15 protein-coding genes and 2 pseudogenes are annotated in these 14,959 nt (G+C 73.3%); 10 read left to right on the plus strand and 7 right to left on the minus strand.

From position 1 onward, the window contains the following. Nucleotides 1-45 precede the first annotated feature (45 nt). From DJ476_RS01855 to DJ476_RS01865, 3 genes are read left to right on the plus strand one after another with little or no spacing between them, the layout of a single operon-like run. A complete protein-coding gene (locus DJ476_RS01855) occupies nt 46-1,077 on the plus strand; it encodes an SCO7460 family lipoprotein (RefSeq protein ID WP_167480362.1) in 1,032 nt (343 codons plus the stop codon). Between the two features lie 60 nt (nt 1,078-1,137). Continuing rightward, nucleotides 1,138-1,695, plus strand: a complete 558-nt coding sequence (locus tag DJ476_RS01860) for a ferredoxin (protein WP_103417703.1) — start codon at nt 1,138-1,140, stop codon at nt 1,693-1,695. A gap of 34 nt (nt 1,696-1,729) precedes the next feature. Beyond that, nucleotides 1,730-2,854: a MerR family transcriptional regulator gene (locus tag DJ476_RS01865; protein ID WP_112492405.1), complete on the plus strand. Its 1,125-nt coding sequence runs from the start codon at nt 1,730-1,732 to the stop codon at nt 2,852-2,854. A gap of 40 nt (nt 2,855-2,894) precedes the next feature. On the opposite strand, the pseudogene DJ476_RS01870 reads toward DJ476_RS01865, so the two are convergent. From DJ476_RS01870 to DJ476_RS01880, 4 genes and pseudogenes are all read right to left on the minus strand, one after another. Further along, nucleotides 2,895-3,291 (minus strand): annotated as a pseudogene (locus DJ476_RS01870) (carboxylesterase family protein); the annotation flags it as partial. A 134-nt stretch (nt 3,292-3,425) separates the two neighbouring features. After that, nucleotides 3,426-4,901 carry a UDP-N-acetylmuramoyl-L-alanyl-D-glutamate--2,6-diaminopimelate ligase gene (locus DJ476_RS01875; protein ID WP_112489637.1) on the minus strand — a complete coding sequence of 492 codons (1,476 nt, stop codon included), beginning with the start codon at nt 4,899-4,901 and terminating at the stop codon, nt 3,426-3,428. 264 nt (nt 4,902-5,165) lie between these two features. Continuing rightward, a complete protein-coding gene (locus DJ476_RS34360) occupies nt 5,166-5,306 on the minus strand; it encodes a hypothetical protein (RefSeq protein WP_162638583.1) in 141 nt (46 codons plus the stop codon). Nucleotides 5,307-5,413: 107 nt separating this feature from the next. Continuing rightward, complete coding sequence (locus DJ476_RS01880) at nt 5,414-6,340, minus strand: hypothetical protein (protein WP_208853467.1); 927 nt, start codon at nt 6,338-6,340, stop codon at nt 5,414-5,416. A gap of 212 nt (nt 6,341-6,552) precedes the next feature. On the opposite strand from DJ476_RS01880, the gene DJ476_RS01885 reads away from it, so the two are divergent. From DJ476_RS01885 to DJ476_RS01905, 5 genes are all read left to right on the plus strand, one after another. Beyond that, nucleotides 6,553-7,140 carry a DUF5709 domain-containing protein gene (locus tag DJ476_RS01885; protein ID WP_103417706.1) on the plus strand — a complete coding sequence of 196 codons (588 nt, stop codon included), beginning with the start codon at nt 6,553-6,555 and terminating at the stop codon, nt 7,138-7,140. 108 nt (nt 7,141-7,248) lie between these two features. Further along, nucleotides 7,249-8,691 carry an NADP-dependent phosphogluconate dehydrogenase gene (gene gndA / locus DJ476_RS01890; RefSeq protein WP_103417707.1) on the plus strand — a complete coding sequence of 481 codons (1,443 nt, stop codon included), beginning with the start codon at nt 7,249-7,251 and terminating at the stop codon, nt 8,689-8,691. Nucleotides 8,692-8,832: 141 nt separating this feature from the next. Further along, a complete protein-coding gene (locus DJ476_RS01895) occupies nt 8,833-9,906 on the plus strand; it encodes a Dyp-type peroxidase (protein WP_112489638.1) in 1,074 nt (357 codons plus the stop codon). Beyond that, nucleotides 9,906-10,703: a family 1 encapsulin nanocompartment shell protein gene (locus DJ476_RS01900; protein ID WP_112489639.1), complete on the plus strand. Its 798-nt coding sequence runs from the start codon at nt 9,906-9,908 to the stop codon at nt 10,701-10,703. The genes DJ476_RS01895 and DJ476_RS01900 overlap by 1 nt, the downstream gene beginning before the upstream one ends. Nucleotides 10,704-10,782: 79 nt before the next feature. Then, nucleotides 10,783-12,159, plus strand: coding sequence for a type III PLP-dependent enzyme domain-containing protein (locus tag DJ476_RS01905; protein WP_404827445.1), 1,377 nt, complete (start codon nt 10,783-10,785; stop codon nt 12,157-12,159). 77 nt (nt 12,160-12,236) lie between these two features. Here the strand turns inward: DJ476_RS01905 and DJ476_RS01910 are convergent, their stop codons facing one another. After that, complete coding sequence (locus DJ476_RS01910; protein ID WP_053558226.1) at nt 12,237-12,449, minus strand: hypothetical protein; 213 nt, start codon at nt 12,447-12,449, stop codon at nt 12,237-12,239. Nucleotides 12,450-12,751: 302 nt separating this feature from the next. Here DJ476_RS01910 and DJ476_RS35290 point away from each other — a divergent pair. Together DJ476_RS35290 and DJ476_RS35295 are read left to right on the plus strand one after the other, a co-directional pair. Next, nucleotides 12,752-12,994 (plus strand): annotated as a pseudogene (locus tag DJ476_RS35290) (NUDIX domain-containing protein); the annotation flags it as partial. Between the two features lie 189 nt (nt 12,995-13,183). Then, complete coding sequence (locus tag DJ476_RS35295; protein WP_318294861.1) at nt 13,184-13,939, plus strand: PIG-L family deacetylase; 756 nt, start codon at nt 13,184-13,186, stop codon at nt 13,937-13,939. Between the two features lie 42 nt (nt 13,940-13,981). Here the strand turns inward: DJ476_RS35295 and DJ476_RS01920 are convergent, their stop codons facing one another. Then, nucleotides 13,982-14,335, minus strand: coding sequence for a GNAT family N-acetyltransferase (locus DJ476_RS01920; RefSeq protein ID WP_112489641.1), 354 nt, complete (start codon nt 14,333-14,335; stop codon nt 13,982-13,984). 49 nt (nt 14,336-14,384) lie between these two features. Next, a complete protein-coding gene (gene panD / locus DJ476_RS01925; RefSeq protein ID WP_018487362.1) occupies nt 14,385-14,810 on the minus strand; it encodes an aspartate 1-decarboxylase in 426 nt (141 codons plus the stop codon). Nucleotides 14,811-14,959 lie beyond the last annotated feature (149 nt).

A 14,959-nucleotide genomic window follows, 5' to 3' on the forward strand; every position in this document is an offset into this window, starting at 1 on the left:
AACACGGGACACGACGGTCGGCAGGACCTTTCGGAGGAGCGGATCATGGCCGGAACACGCCGCAGGGGGTGGAGAGCCGCAGCGGCCTGTGTGCTGATGGGTTCGCTGATGGTGCTGGCCGGGGCGTGCGGGGTGCTGGACACCGACGAGGACCGCCGGGCGGCGGAGGAGTTGGCCGACAAAACCCTTCCCGGACAGCTCAAGGCGATCGGGGCGCGCACGCTCTTCCCGGGCACGGGAGGCTCCGAGGTGACCTTCGCGGTGGCCGACGACCGGGACGCGGTGGTGCGGCTGCGCATCGACGACTCGAAGGGGACCTGCGACGGCAAGGAGTGCGCCGGGGTGCTGACGGAGGCGGTGGCGCGCGCCCGGACCGACGCGGAGGCGTTCCGCACGATGCGGGACGCCTTCGACGGCTGCGGTTACGAGGTCATCGCCCTCGGTATCTCCGGCGCACCGCCCTATGTGGTGGCCGAGCTGACCAATGACACGGTGGAGCGGGTGCTCGCGGAGATCGGCGGCTGCGTCCAGCGGTGGGTCACGGCGAGCGGCCCGGACAGCCGGCTGGGCGAGGCGGAGGCCTCGTACGTGAACATCGTCTCCCCCGCCGTCGCCGCCGACCGCAAGCGGGGCAAGGACTCCTGGCCCAGCCTGATGCGGCTGACCCGGGGCGATCTGGTCGGCTCGCTCACCAAGCACACCCACCACTCGGCCAGTTACGAGATCGAGGCCGGGCAGGTCGACACGACGGGCCGCGCCCGCGTCGTGCGTCCGTTCAAGCAGAGCCAGGAGTTCGGCAGGACGGTCCAGAAGGCGGTGGCGGACGAACTGCGGTCCACCTACCCGGATGTGGTGGTGAGCGACTACCAGTGGGTGTGGCGCCTCGAGCCGGGCCGGATCGACCGGCAGACCGGCTATCTCCTCTTCTGCCCCCGGCCGGACGAGCGAGGGCGCTGCATCAACAGCGACGACGCGGTCCTGGTGACGACGGACGGGCGCGGCAACCCGGTGGAGAAGCTCCGCATCGTCCACGACGTACGAGACGGCACGGGGGCGCTGCGGCTGCCGCCGTACTAGCGTGCCGGGCGGGGCGCCCCCGGCCCCGCCCTCCTGGGAGCCGTCTCTTAATCTCTGTCCGTGGCAACTTACTTCGATCCGCTGCCCCTGCTGGGTGAGGCGCAGGCGGTGTTCCGGGGGCAGTGGGCGGAGCGGCTGTGGCTCAACGTGCCCGGTCCGTTCTACGGAGCCGGTACGGACAATTGCGGAACGGGCCGGATGTACGCCCCGGCACTGGTGCTCTACGAGGGCGAGCACTTCACCGAGTACGTGTACCGGCAGCCACGGACGGCACAGGAGCTGCGACAGCTGGTCGACGCGGCGGAAGCCGAAGTATTCAGAGCCTATGGCTGTGACGGGGACGACCACTGGACGCCGGAGACCGTCCGGGAGTGGTGGCGCGACCGCGCCCGGATCAAGGAGTACCTGGCCACTCGGCGCCCGGCGTGGGAGGACGATGACGCTCGGTCGGGGCAGGGTACGGCGGCCGCGGCGGACGACTACGCGGCTTACATCGACGGGGAGTTGGCCGCCCACCTCCGCGTCTACCTCTTCTGGCTCGACGAGCGGCGCGCCCCCACGGCGGTGGACCGGCTGCCGCTGCTCTCACGGAACAGGATGGGACGCGCCGGGAGTTGACCCTCACGTGGCGTCATGGCTCAGGGTCGGGGGCGTGGAAGAGCATCTGACCGTGGGGCGCGTGGCCGAGCTGGCCGGGGTGAGCGTCCGCACGTTGCATCATTACGACGGGATCGGTCTCGTACGGCCGTCCGCGCGGAGCACGGCCGGTTACCGGGCCTACTCGGCGGCCGACGTGGAGCGGCTGCGGGAGGTACTCGGCTACCGGCGGCTGGGGTTCGGGCTGCGCGAGATCGCGGAGCTGGTCGACGACCCGGCCACCGACGCGGCCGCGCACCTGCGCCGGCTGCGCGGCCTGCTGATGGAACAGCGCGACCGTACGACGGCCATGGTACGGGCCATCGACGCGGAGCTGGAGGCACGGGCCCTGGGGATCAGGACGACACCGGAGGAGCAACTCAAAGTGTTCGGAGCACAGTTGTACGACACCATCGGGTCGGCCTATCCGGCGACGCGGCGTACGGAACCCCGGATCGCCGCGCGGGTCTGGGAGGCGCTCGGGGACGCCCGTACGGTGCTGAACGTCGGGGCGGGCACCGGGTCCTACGAGCCCCCGGACCGGGAGGTCACCGCCGTGGAGCCGTCGGCGGTGATGCGGGCGCAGCGCCCTGCCGGTGCGGCGCGGTGCGTGGCGGCGGCCGCGGAGAGCCTGCCGTTCGAGGACGGGTCCTTCGATGCCGCGATGGCCTTCAGCACGGTGCACCACTGGCAGGACCCGATCGCGGGCCTGCGCGAGATGCGGCGCGTGGCCCGCCGGGTGGTGGTGTTCACCTACGACGCCGGTACCCCCGGTACGGGCGGCGGGCTCGAACGGTTCTGGCTCACCCGCGACTACCTGCCCGAGTTCGCCGAACTGCTCGTCGACTGGCCCTCGTTGGCCGACCTGGCCGGTGCGGTCGGGGGCCGGGCGGAACCGGTGCTCGTCCCGTGGGACTGTGCCGACGGCTTCTTCGAGGCCCACTGGCGCCGCCCCGAGGCCTACCTCGACGAAGAGGTGCGCCGGGCGGTGTCGGTCTGGACCCGGGTGGGGCCGGAGGCCGAGCGGCGGGCGGTGGACCGGTTGCGCGAGGATCTCTCCTCGGGCCGGTGGACGGAGCGCAACAGGGGTCTCGCCGCTCTCGAGGCGGCGGAGCTGGGCCTGCGCCTGATCGTCGCATGAACCAGCATCTGCACTACGGGTGGTGACGGTGGATCAGGGTGGCGAGCAGCCCCGCCCGGGCGGCGGGTACCCCGCCCGCCGCAGCGACCTCGGCGGTGGTGCGGGCCACGTGGCCTACGGGGGCACAGGCGTTGACGGCGCTGTGCAGGATGGCGCGGTGCAGCGACCCGCGCGCCCGGTCCGCCACCATCAGGCAGGCTACGGAGGTGGCGCCCGCGGACTGCCCGGCCACGGTGACCCGGTCGGGCGAAACGCCGAAGGAGGCGATGTTGTCACGGACCCATTCCAGGGCGGCGGTCTCGTCGAGCAGGCCCCGGTTGTCGGGGCAGGCGGGGGCCCTCGCCGTCGTCCGGGACATGGCCGAACCCCTCGAAGCCGAGGCGGTAGTTGAGCGTGACGACGAGCCCCCGGGCGGCGAGTGCGGTGCCGTCACGGTCGCCGCTCCACCCGGCGCCCGGGCGTGCGGCCAGCCGCATGTCAGTCGGCCCGCCTACCGCGCCACCGCCATTCCGCAGGTGAGCGGGGTGCACGGCATGCATACGCGGTGGCTACCGGCATGCATACGCGGTGCCTACCGGCCGATCAGCTCCCGTACGGTCGCCATGTCGCTGAAGGGCAGCAGCTCGTCACCGACGATCTGGTGGGGCTCGCTGCCCTTGCCCGCGATGAGCACGATGTCGGCCGGTCCCGCCGAGGCGAGGGCGGAGGCGATGGCCAGACGCCGGTCCGTGCACCGCTCGAAGGGCGTGCCGGTCGCCGCGATCCCCGGCGCGATCTGGTCGAGGATCGCCTCGGGGTCCTCGTACCGCGGGTTGTCCGAGGTGAGGACACACAGGTCGGAGTGGGTGCCCGCGATGGTGCCCATCTCGGCGCGCTTGGTGGTGTCCCGGTCGCCGCCGCAGCCGAAGACCGTGATGACCCGCCCCTGGGCGAAGCCCCGGATCGTGGTCAGGACCTTGTTGAGGGAGTCCGGCGAGTGGGCGTAGTCCACGATCACCGAGGTGCCCTCGGCGGTGTGGAGACGCTCGAAGCGGCCGGGGATCTGCGGCATCCGCTCCAGCGCGTCGACCAGCCCGGCCAGGCCGTGGCCGAGCAGATGGCAGGCGGCCACCGTCGCCAGGGCGTTGGAGACCGAGAACCGGCCCGGGGACGGGATCGCCGCCGGGTACTTCCGGCCGTCGTGGTGCAGGGTGAACCGGGTCCCCGAGGCGTCCACGGCCAGGTCGGTGGCACGGTAGTCCGCGGGGCCGTCCAGGGCGTACGTCGTCACCGCGTCGGGCATCAGCTCCCGGATGCGGGCGCCGAGCGGATCGTCCATGTTGACGACCGCGCGTCGGCACAGCCCCTGGAAGAGGCGGAGCTTGGCGTCCCGGTAGTGCTCCATGGTGCCGTGGTCGTCGAGGTGGTCCTGCGACAGGTTGGTGAAGACCCCCACGTCGATGAAGGTCCGGTCCAGACGGTGGGTCAGCAGGCCCATCGAGGTGGCCTCCAGGACGACGCCGTCGGCCGCACCGTCGCGCATCCGGCTCAGCAGGTACTGGAGGTCGGGCGATTCGGGGGTGGAGAGCGCAGACGGCGGCATCGGGATCGGTTCGTCCCCGATCCGGCTCCCCGCCGTCCCGATCACCCCGGTCCGGGCGCCCTCGGCGAGCCGCAGCACCGACTCGACCATGTACGAGACGGAGGTCTTGCCGTTGGTCCCGGTGATGGCGATCAGGTCCATCGCGCGGCCCGGCTCACCGAAGTAGCGCGAGGCGATGACGGCCGCGGCCCTGCGGGCGTCCGGCACCCGGATGGCGCAGACCCCGCCCGCCGCCGCGGGGAGAGGTGGCGCCTGGGCGTCGACGACCACGGCAGCAGCGCCGCGGGCGACGGCCGGTGCGACGGCGTCCGGGCCGCCGGCCGCGTGGCCGGGCACCGCGACGAAGACGGAGCCGGGGGTGACCCGGTCCGCGTCGAACGTCGCGCCGGCGGTGATCCTCGTGCGCTCGGGGCTTCCCTGCAGCACGTGGTGGTCCTGCCCGGCCAGTAGGTCGCTCAGCTTCACGGTGGTCCCTTCGAGTGCGGCTCGGCCCGTTCCTGCGGCCGTCGCCGGGCAGCGGCACACGGGCGGTGCGCCGTGTGCCGCGTGATGCGTGATGCGTGACGTATTCGGTCGTGCGTGGGCCTGAGGTGACCGGTCGCGCGTGAGGCGTGGCGTGATCGGGCGTGCGTGGCGCTGGGGAGCCGGTGCGGAGAGGCCGGAGTCGTACGTGGGAGGGGGCGGCGGAGCCGTGGCGTCCGCCCGGGTCCCCGCAGACGGCGAAAGCCGCTAGCCGTGGCCGTGCAGCGCGGTACGGCCCGTTCCGGGCGCCGCGTCAGCGGGCGCCGGTGCGACGGTGACGGCCACGACCGGGGGCAGCGCGGAGGCGGCCCTCTGCGGGCACTTCCTCGGTTCGGCGCTACGACCCATGGGCCGAGTGTACGTCCGGCCCGGCGCGCCCCGGTCCGCCCGGAGCCGGACGGGGCTGATCCGGCCACGTCGGGGCCCCTGTCCCGAAGAACGCCCGGAGGCGCGGATCAGCCGGTGGCCTCCACGAGCCGGACCGTGGAGAGGATCTTCCGTACCGTCTGATCAGGCACTTCGTCGGTGACACCCCGCACCCCGACGAACGTCCAGGACACGAGCTGTCCCTTCCCGTCCTTGAAGGCGAACGCGGTCGCCCTGCCGTCGAAGTCGCACCGGCCCTTCGCCTCGAGACCGGACGAGGTGGCCGTCGCGACGCTGCCGGTGAGGCCGGACCTCGTGGTGAACGGCTCGGCGGGTCCGGTGGTGACCTTGTCCTCGTGCGGCTGGGCGTAGCTGCCGTAGACCCAGAGGCGGGCGTTCTCCCGGGCGGCTTCCTCCGCGTTCCGGGCCTCGCGCTCGCCCCGGGAGCCGACGGAGGCGAGCGCGGTCTCCTCCTGGGTGCCGTTGTGGTCGTCGTCGGAGAGGCACCGCTTCTCCTTGAGGATCGCCGGGGCCGAGAAGCCGACGATCGGCTTCTCGTCGGGGTCGCTGTCATCGGCGACGTAGCTGACCCAGCCGGCCGGCTTCGGCGCCCACTCGGCCGGTACGTCGAAGGCGATACCGCGCGTGGGGTTGACCACGGTCTTCCAGCCGGGCACGAGCGGTCCTTCCGGGTCGGCGGGCCCGTCGGAGGCGGCGACGGAGTCCGCGGGCGTCGGCCCGGCGGCCGGCTTCCCGTCGTCTCCCCCGCCGAACACCAGGAACCCGGCGACCACGGCCGCGGCGACCACGGCGGCCACCGCGCAGACGGCGACGACCGCGGTCGGGCGGCCACCGCCCTGCCGGGGCGGACGTGGGGCCGACGACAGCGGGTGCGCCGGCACCCCGGACGGGACGGTCGGCGCCGCCCAGGGAGGGGGCGCGGCCCCTCCGTACCGCTGCTGCCCCTGCCCGGGGTACGGATGCTCGCCACCGGGAGGCTGCGGTCCGTTCATCATGGGAGGCAACCCTATTCACGCGCCCGTTGGACGGTACGGGCACCCTGTGTTCCGGCCTCCGGCCCCGTACGACAGCGGTCCGGCCCTCCGTACGGACCCGGTCGGCGCACCGGTGCGGAGCATCGGAATCCGATCTTCCCTTTGCGGCCGGAGCGGGACCGGAGTGGAATTGCGTACAGGGGACAGTGGTTCTCCCGAGGAAAGGACGCGCCATGAGCGACACCGACTGGGGGGACGACGTCTACCAGCCCCAGGAGCCGGAGGCCTCCGACCCCGAGGAACAGCTCGGCGCCGAGGACACCCTGCTGGACCCCTCCGGCACCGGCGACCCCCTCGACGAGGGCTACTCTCCGCCGGACCGGCCCTGGGTGGTGGAGGGACTCGGCACCACGGCTCCCGAGACCGTCACGGGTGAGTCCCTCGACACCCGGCTGAGCAGGGAGGTTCCCGAGAACCCCGGTTTCGTCGGAGACGGGGTGGGTGACCTGGCGGGCGGCGACGGCGAGCTGTGGAACGGCGAGGTCGGCGTCGCCCGTGCCGGGCGGCTGACCCAGCAGGCGGACGGCCGGGTACCGGCCACGCTCACCGCGAGCGATGTCGGCATCGACGGGGCCGCGGCGTCGGCCGAGGAAGCCGCGATGCATGTGATCCCGGAGGACGGGGACGACGAGAGCCTGCTGGACGGCTCGCTGCCGGACGGCGCGTTCGTGGACGGCGCCTCGGCCCGCGAGGCCCGCGAGACCCACCGGGCCGGCCCCGAGGATGCTTCCGGCGGCGGCTCTCCCGCCCCGGACGCGTGAACGCCGCCGCGCTCCCTCCCGTACTCCCTGTCCCACTCCCTCGTTTCTCCCTGGCCCCTCCCCGAATCCGTCCTGACCCAACACCCCCGGCCCCGCAGGAGCACACAGATGAGCGGCACCGCCCAGATCGGCGTCACCGGACTCGCGGTGATGGGCCGCAATCTGGCCCGCAACTTCGCCCGCAACGGCTTCACCGTCGCCGTGCACAACCGCACCACCTCCCGCACCGACGCCCTGGTGAAGGAGTTCGGTGACGAGGGGACCTTCGTCGCCGCGCACACCCCCGAGGAGTTCGTCGCCGCGCTGGAGCGCCCCCGGCGCCTGGTGATCATGGTGAAGGCGGGGGACCCCACGGACGCGGTGATCCAGGAGTTCGCGCCCCTGCTGGAGGACGGCGACGTCATCATCGACGGCGGCAACGCCCACTTCGAGGACACCCGCCGCCGGGAGAAGGAGCTGCGCGAACGCGGTATCCACTTCGTCGGGGCGGGCATCTCCGGCGGCGAGGAGGGCGCGCTGCACGGCCCGAGCATCATGCCGGGCGGCTCCGCCGAGTCGTACGCCTCCCTGGGCCCGATGCTGGAGCGGATCGCCGCCCGGGCGAAGGACGGCACTCCGTGCACCGCGCACATCGGTCCCGACGGGGCCGGGCACTTCGTGAAGATGGTGCACAACGGCATCGAGTACGCGGACATGCAGCTCATCGCGGAGGCGTACGACCTGCTGCGCAGGGTGGCCGGGTACTCCCCCGCGCACATCGCGGAGACCTTCCGGAGCTGGAACACCGGGCGGCTGGACTCGTATCTGATCGAGATCACCGCCGAGGTCCTCGCCCACACGGACGCGGCCACCGGCAGGCCGTTCGTCGACATCGTGCAGGACCGGGCGGAGCAGAAGGGCACCGGGCGCTGGACCGTGCAGATCGCGCTCGACCTGGGCGTTCCCGTCTCCGGGATCGCGGAGGCGGTCTTCGCGCGCTCCCTCTCCGGCCACGCCGACCTGCGCGAGGCCTCGCGGGAGCTGCCGGGGCCGGTGGCGGAGCCGCTGGAGGGTGCGGAGGCTTCGGCGTTCGCGGACCGGGTCGAGCAGGCGCTGTACGCGTCGAAGGTCGTCTCGTACACCCAGGGCTTCCACCAGATCCGGGCCGGGAGCGAGGCGTACGACTGGGGCATCGACCTCGGTTCCGTGGCGGCGATCTGGCGTGCGGGCTGCATCATCCGGGCGGCGTTCCTGGACCGCATCCGGGCCGCCTACGATTCCCGGCCCGGACTCGTGAGCCTGCTCTCCGACGAGGAGTTCGGGCGGGAGACCGGGGCGGCGCAGGACGACTGGCGCGCTGTGGTGGCGGAGGCGGTGCGCCAGGGGGTGCCGACGCCCGGTTTCGCCGCCGCGCTGGCGTACTACGACGGTCTGCGCGCGGACCGGCTGCCGGCGGCGCTCACGCAGGGGCAGCGGGACTTCTTCGGGGCGCACACCTACCGGCGTACGGACCGCGAGGGTTCGTTCCACACGCTGTGGGGCGGGGACCGGTCGGAGGCCGGGGCGGGCTGACGGGTACGGAGCCCGGACCGGCCGGAGGGGAACGTACCCCCGCCCGGTCCACCCCGCATGCGAGCACCCGCCGGGCATGGCTGAGTGGAGTGAGGGCCCTGTTCCCGCGGCCCGCCCGCCCCGATGTCTGGAGTTGCGCGCATGCCCGACGCCGTCCCCGACCCCGTCTCCGTCCAGCCCGTCGTGGCCCCGCTCACCAGTGCGGCGCTCTTCCTGGTCGGCACGGTCGAGCCGGGCGGCGAGGAGGCCGTAAGGGAGGTGCTGCCGGACCTCGCGGCCGTCGCCCGCTCCCTGGGGTTCCGCTACCCGGACGCCGGTCTGGCCTGTGTGACCGGGTTCAGCTCCGCCGTCTGGGACCGGCTGTTCGACGGGCCGCGCCCCGCGCACCTCCACCCGTTCCCGGAGCTGCGCGGCCGCCTCCACCACGCCCCGGCGACCCCGGGCGACGTGCTGCTGCACATCCGGGCCGAGCGGATGGACGTCTGCTTCGCGTGGGCGGCGCAGCTGCTCGACAAGCTCGGCGGGGCGCTGCGGATCGTGGACGAGACGCACGGCTTCCGCTATCTCGACCACCGGGATCTGCTCGGCTTCGTGGACGGTACGGAGAATCCGGTGGGCGACGACGCCCGTGCGGCCGCGCTCGTCGGGGCGGACGACGATCCTGAGTTCGAGGGCGGCAGCTATGTCGTCGTACAGAAGTACCTGCACGACCTGACCTCGTGGAACACGCTCTCCGTGGAGGAGCAGGAACGCGTCATCGGCCGCACGAAGTTCGACGACGTGGAGTTCCCCGACGACGAGAAGCCCGCCGACTCGCATCTGGCGCTCAACACGATCACCGACCCGGACGGCACCGAACGCGACATCCTTCGGGCGAACATGCCGTTCGGGAACTTCGGGCAGGGCGAGTTCGGTACGTACTTCATCGGGTACGCGGCCGACCCCGACGTCACCGAACGCATGCTCCGCAACATGTTCCTCGGCGACCCGCCCGGCACGCACGACCGCATCCTCGACTTCTCCACGGCGGTCACCGGGGGCCTCTTCTTCGCACCCCGCGCCGACTTCCTCGACGACCCGCCGCCCCCGCCCTCCCTGGTGCGCCCGGGCGACCGGCCGGAACCGGTGCCCGCACCGGTCCGGCAGGAGCCCGTCGCGGCCGGGTCGGACCACGGTTCGCTGCGCATCGGCAGCCTGCAAGAAAGCGCCCAGTGATGAACAATCTGCACCGCGAACTCGCACCGGTCACCCCCGCCGCCTGGGCCGAGATCGAGGAGGAGGCCCGGCGGACCTTCCGCCGCCATGTGGCGGGCCGCCGTGTCGTCGACGTCTCCGATCCGGACGGCCCGACGCTGGCCGCGGTGGGGGACGGCCATCTCCGCGACATCGACCCGCCGGCCCCGGACGTGCTGGCCCGGGCGCGTACGTCGATGCCGGTCATCGAGTGGCGGGTGCCGTTCACTGTGAGCCGCCAGGCGGTGGACGACGTGGAGCGCGGCTCGGCCGACAGCGACTGGCAGCCCGTCAAGGACGCGGCGCGCACCTGCGCGTTCGCGGAGGACATGGCGATCATCGACGGGTACGCGGCGGCCGGGATCACCGGCCTGCGGGACGGTTCCTCGCACGACCCGCTGCCGCTGCCCGCCGACGCGCGGGACTATCCGGCGGCGGTCAGCCAGGCGGTGACCCGGCTGCGGCTGGCCGGTGTCGACGGACCGTACCGGCTGCTGCTCGGCGCGGACGCGTTCACCGAGGCCGCCGAGACCTCCGACCACGGATATCCGGTCAAGACGCATCTGAGCCGCATCGTGGACGACGAGATCCTGTGGGCCCCCGCGGTCAAGGGCGGGGTGCTGCTCTCCACCCGGGGCGGGGACTTCGAACTCTGCCTGGGCCAGGATCTGTCGATCGGGTACGCGGACCACGACGCCACCAGCGTCCACCTCTACTTCCAGCAGGCGTTCACGTTCCGGATGCTGAGGGCGGAAGCGGTGGTCGGGCTCATCGCGTGAGGGGCCGTTCTCGTCGCGCTCATCGCGCGAGGGCGGCCTGCTCGTAACCTCGGCCGTGGACCTGTACCGCCGGAGACCCGTGGGGGCAGCCATCACCCAATCCGCCCGTACGACACCGTCAGTTTCTGTCACCCCTCGACGCCCCGCCGTCCGTTTCGACGCCGCCGTCCGGGCGGCCGTCCGGCAGGGGCTGCTGGGCGAGTCCCGACCGGTGGCCGGGTTCGTGGACACGGACGGGGTGCGGTCGTCCGTCGCGGCGCTGCGGGAGGCGTTCGCGCACAGCCCCGGTGTGCTGCACACCTTCGCCGCCAAGGCCTCTTCCCTCGTCCCGGTCCTGCGGCTGCTGGCCGACTGCGGGATGGGGTGCGAGGTGGCGAGCCCGGGTGAGCTGCGGCTCGCCGTGGAGGCCGGTTTCGCGCCGGGGACGATCGTGCTGGACTCCCCCGCCAAGACCCGTGAGGAGATCCGCCTGGCGCTCGCCCTCGGGGTGGCCGTCAACGCCGACAGCCTCGACGAACTCCGCCGCATCGACGCGCTCCGCCACCGGGACTCCGCCGCCGTCCTCGGTCTCCGGGTCAACCCGCAGGTGGGAGGCGGCTCGATCGGGGCGATGTCCACGGCGACGGACACCTCGAAGTTCGGGGTGGCGCTCCGCGACCCGGGCGCCCGCGAGGCGGTGGTGCGGGCCTTCGAGACGCGCCCGTGGCTGACCCGGCTGCACGCCCATGTGGGCTCCCAGGGCTGCCCGTTGGAGCTGATCGCGGCGGGCGTGGCACGGACGTACGAGCTGGCCGAGGAGATCAACGAACGCCTCGGCACCCGGCGGATCACCAGCCTGGACATCGGCGGCGGGCTGCCGGTCAACTTCACGGACGACACCACGCACCCGACGTACGCGGCGTACGTGGACGCGCTGACGGCGGCGGCCCCGGGCCTGTTCTCCGGCCGGTACGCGCTGGTCACCGAGTTCGGCCGGTCGCTGCTGGCGAAGAACGGCTTCATCGGGGCGCGGGTGGAGTACACGAAGGACGCGGGCGGCCGCCGGATCGCGCTCACCCACGCGGGGGCGCAGACCGCCACCCGTACGGTCTTCATGCCCGGCTCCTGGCCGCTGCGGATCGGGGCGTTCGCGGCCGACGGCACCCCGAAGGATGGCCCGCCGCTGGCGCAGGACATCGCGGGCCCGTGCTGCTTCGCGGGCGATGTGGTGGCGCACGGCCGGGAGCTGCCGGAGCTGGCCGAGGGCGACTTCGTCGTGCTGTACGACACGGGGGCGTACTACTTCTCCACCCCGTGGGCGTACAACAGCCTGCCGCGCCCGGCGGTCTACGGCTTCCGCTCGTCGGCGCCGGAGGGCGAGGCGGTGTTCGCGACGGTGCGCGAGGCGCAGACGATGGACGCGATCGCCGCCGAGAGCGGTCTGGCGTACGCGGACGCGCTGACGGTGCTGGGCTGAGCGGGGACTCCGTACGCTCTGGACGCCCGGAGTCCCCGCTCCCCCGTCGTTCTGCGCTCCCTCGCCTCTACGACCCCTTACGACCCGGCGGGCTCGGGCTGCGGCTCCGGGTCCGGTACGGGGTCGGGGCCGGGCGCCGGGGGCTGCGGGATCGGGTCCGGGGCCGGGCCGGGAGGCACCGGGGCGGGGCCCGGCGGCACGGGCGGCGGGCTCGGTACGGGGGTGGGCGGACCCGGCACGGGCGGAGGCGTCGGCGAGGGCGGGACGGGGTCGGGGTACGGGTGGGTCATTTCGATCCTCCACAACGACATGAAACGGACAGATGGAGCTTTCCTCCACCGTCTCCCGGTGCGGCTGCCCGCGCCTGCCGAGTCCACACGTACGGGCCGGGGGCCGTCCCGCCCGTCACCCGCCGGGCTGATCCTCCGCCGAACCCCCCGCCCCGCCTCCCGCCCGGCGCTACGGTCGCCCCGTGACCGACCAGCCGCCTCGCCCGCCCGAGGCCCCCGTGCCCGTGCCCGTATCCGGCTCCCCGGCCGCCGAGCCGGTGAACGCCTCGGCGCTCATCCGCAACGACGCCGGCCAGTATCTGATGCACCTGCGCGACCATCTGCCGGGCCTGATCTGGGAGCCGGGCGCCTGGTCGCTCCTGGGCGGCGGCCGGGAACCGCAGGACCGGTCGCTGGAGGAGACGGTCCGGCGGGAGCTGCGGGAGGAGGCGGGCCTCGACCTGGCCGTACTGGAGCCGTACGCCGTCGAGATCGCGACGGGCACGGACGGCACGCCGGTTCCGGTGGCCGTCTACTCCGGCCGGTGGAACGGGGACCCCGCGCGGCTCACGCTGACGGAGGGGGTGATGCTGCACTGGTTCGCTCCGGAGGTCCTCCCCCGCCTCCGGCTGAGCCGCTCGACGCTCGACCTGGTCCTGCGCCACGCGGCCGAGGTACGGGGCGACGCATCATCCGATGCCTCCGCCGCGAAACCTTCCGCGACGAGTGAGGCAGCAGCCCCACCCCCGCCGAGCGTGCTCGCCGTGCACGCGCACCCGGACGACGAGTCCATCTTCTCGGGCGGCGTACTCGCGCAGCACGCGGCGGCCGGAGCGCGGACGGCGGTGGTCACGGCGACCTGGGCGGAGGGGACCCACCGGGCCGAGGAGTTGGCGCGGGCGCTGGAGATCCTCGGCACGGGGCCGCCCCGGCTGCTCGGCTACGCGGACGCCAAGATCCCGGACTCGGCGCCCGGTCGCCCCCGGTTCCTCGACGCTCCGCTGGACGAGGCCGTGGGTGCCGTGGTGGCCCACATCCGCGCCGTCCGGCCCCAGGTGGTGATCGCCCCGGACCCGTACGGGGGCATGACCGGCCACCCCGACCACGTACACGCCCACCGGGTCACCGCCCTGGCCGTCCGGGCCTCAGGACTCGCCCGGCTCCACCCCGAGGCGGGTGCCCCCTGGCAGCCGAGCGCCCTCTACCTGGCCACGCACCCGCGCTCGGCCGCCGAGGTGGTGGGCGGGCGCCTGGGCCGACAGGGCACGCCCGTCGACGCGTTCCACGTCTCCGACGACGCATGGATCACCACGACGGTCGATGTCACCCCCTGGCTGCCCCGGAAGCTGGCGGCGATCCTGGCCCACCGCAGCGAGGTGGTACGGGGCGCCGCACCCGGCCGGATCGCCGCACTGTCGCCCGCCGACCAGCACCGGGCGTTGGGCACCGAGTGGTACATCCGCCGGGACCTGGCCATCCGGCCCGCGACGGACACCGCGCTGAGGGCCTGAGGCAGGCGGAGCGGGGCGTGTGGGCGGCCCCTCACCCACGCCTCAGAACAGCTCGGGATGATCCTTGAGCTGCCGTTCCGCTTCCCGTACGAGCTCCTCCGGAGCCGCGGGCGCCTCGTCCGGGTGGCGCTGCGCCCACTTGGCCGCGTACGGGCACAGGGGCACGACGGGCACCCCCTCCTCGGCGGCGAGGGCGTAAAACTTCCGGACGAGCGCCCCGGCGATGCCCTTGCCCTCGTGCTCGGGCCGGACGACGGTGTGCACGGCCACGAGCGCGCCCGGGGCGGGCTCCATGACGAAGTACGCGATCGTCCCGGCGGCCTTCCCGTCCTCGTACGCCGTGAGCGTGCCGCGCTCCCGGTCGTCGCTGATCTCCACTGCCACGTTCTCCGCCATGGGCCTCTGCTCTCTCTTCGCTCGTGGCGCCCTGTACGAGCCGACCGGTTCAGCCGCGCGCGGCGACCGCCTGCGGGCTCCGCTCCGTACGGCTCCCGGGCACCGGCTCCGACGCGTCGCTGCCGAGCGCCACGATCCGGTTGTCCGCGTCGACGTGGACGACCTTCGGGGTGAGCGCGCGGGCCTCCGCGTCCTCGACCTGGGCGTAACTGATCAGGATGACCAGGTCGCCGGGGTGCACGAGGTGTGCGGCGGCGCCGTTGATCCCGATGACACCGGAGCCGCGCTCGCCCTCGATGACGTACGTCTCCAGGCGGGCGCCGTTGTCGATGTCAACGATATGGACCAGTTCGCCGGGCAGCAGGTCGGCGGCGTCCATCAGGTCGGCGTCGATGGTCACGGAACCGACGTAGTGCAGATCGGCCTGGGTGACGGTGGCGCGGTGGATCTTGGACTTGAACATGGTGCGCAGCATCGAGGTACTCCCGAAGGTAGGCTCCCTGCCTGCGTTTTTGCAGGTCAAGGGCTGTCCCTACACCCTACAACGAGTCGCCTGTCCGGACAGCGGGCGGTCCTCCTTCGCCGGGCGCTCCCCGGGGACAGCCGATCGCCTCGGAGAACAGG

It is taken from the genome of Streptomyces bacillaris (genome assembly GCF_003268675.1).
Lineage (GTDB): Bacteria > Actinomycetota > Actinomycetes > Streptomycetales > Streptomycetaceae > Streptomyces > Streptomyces bacillaris.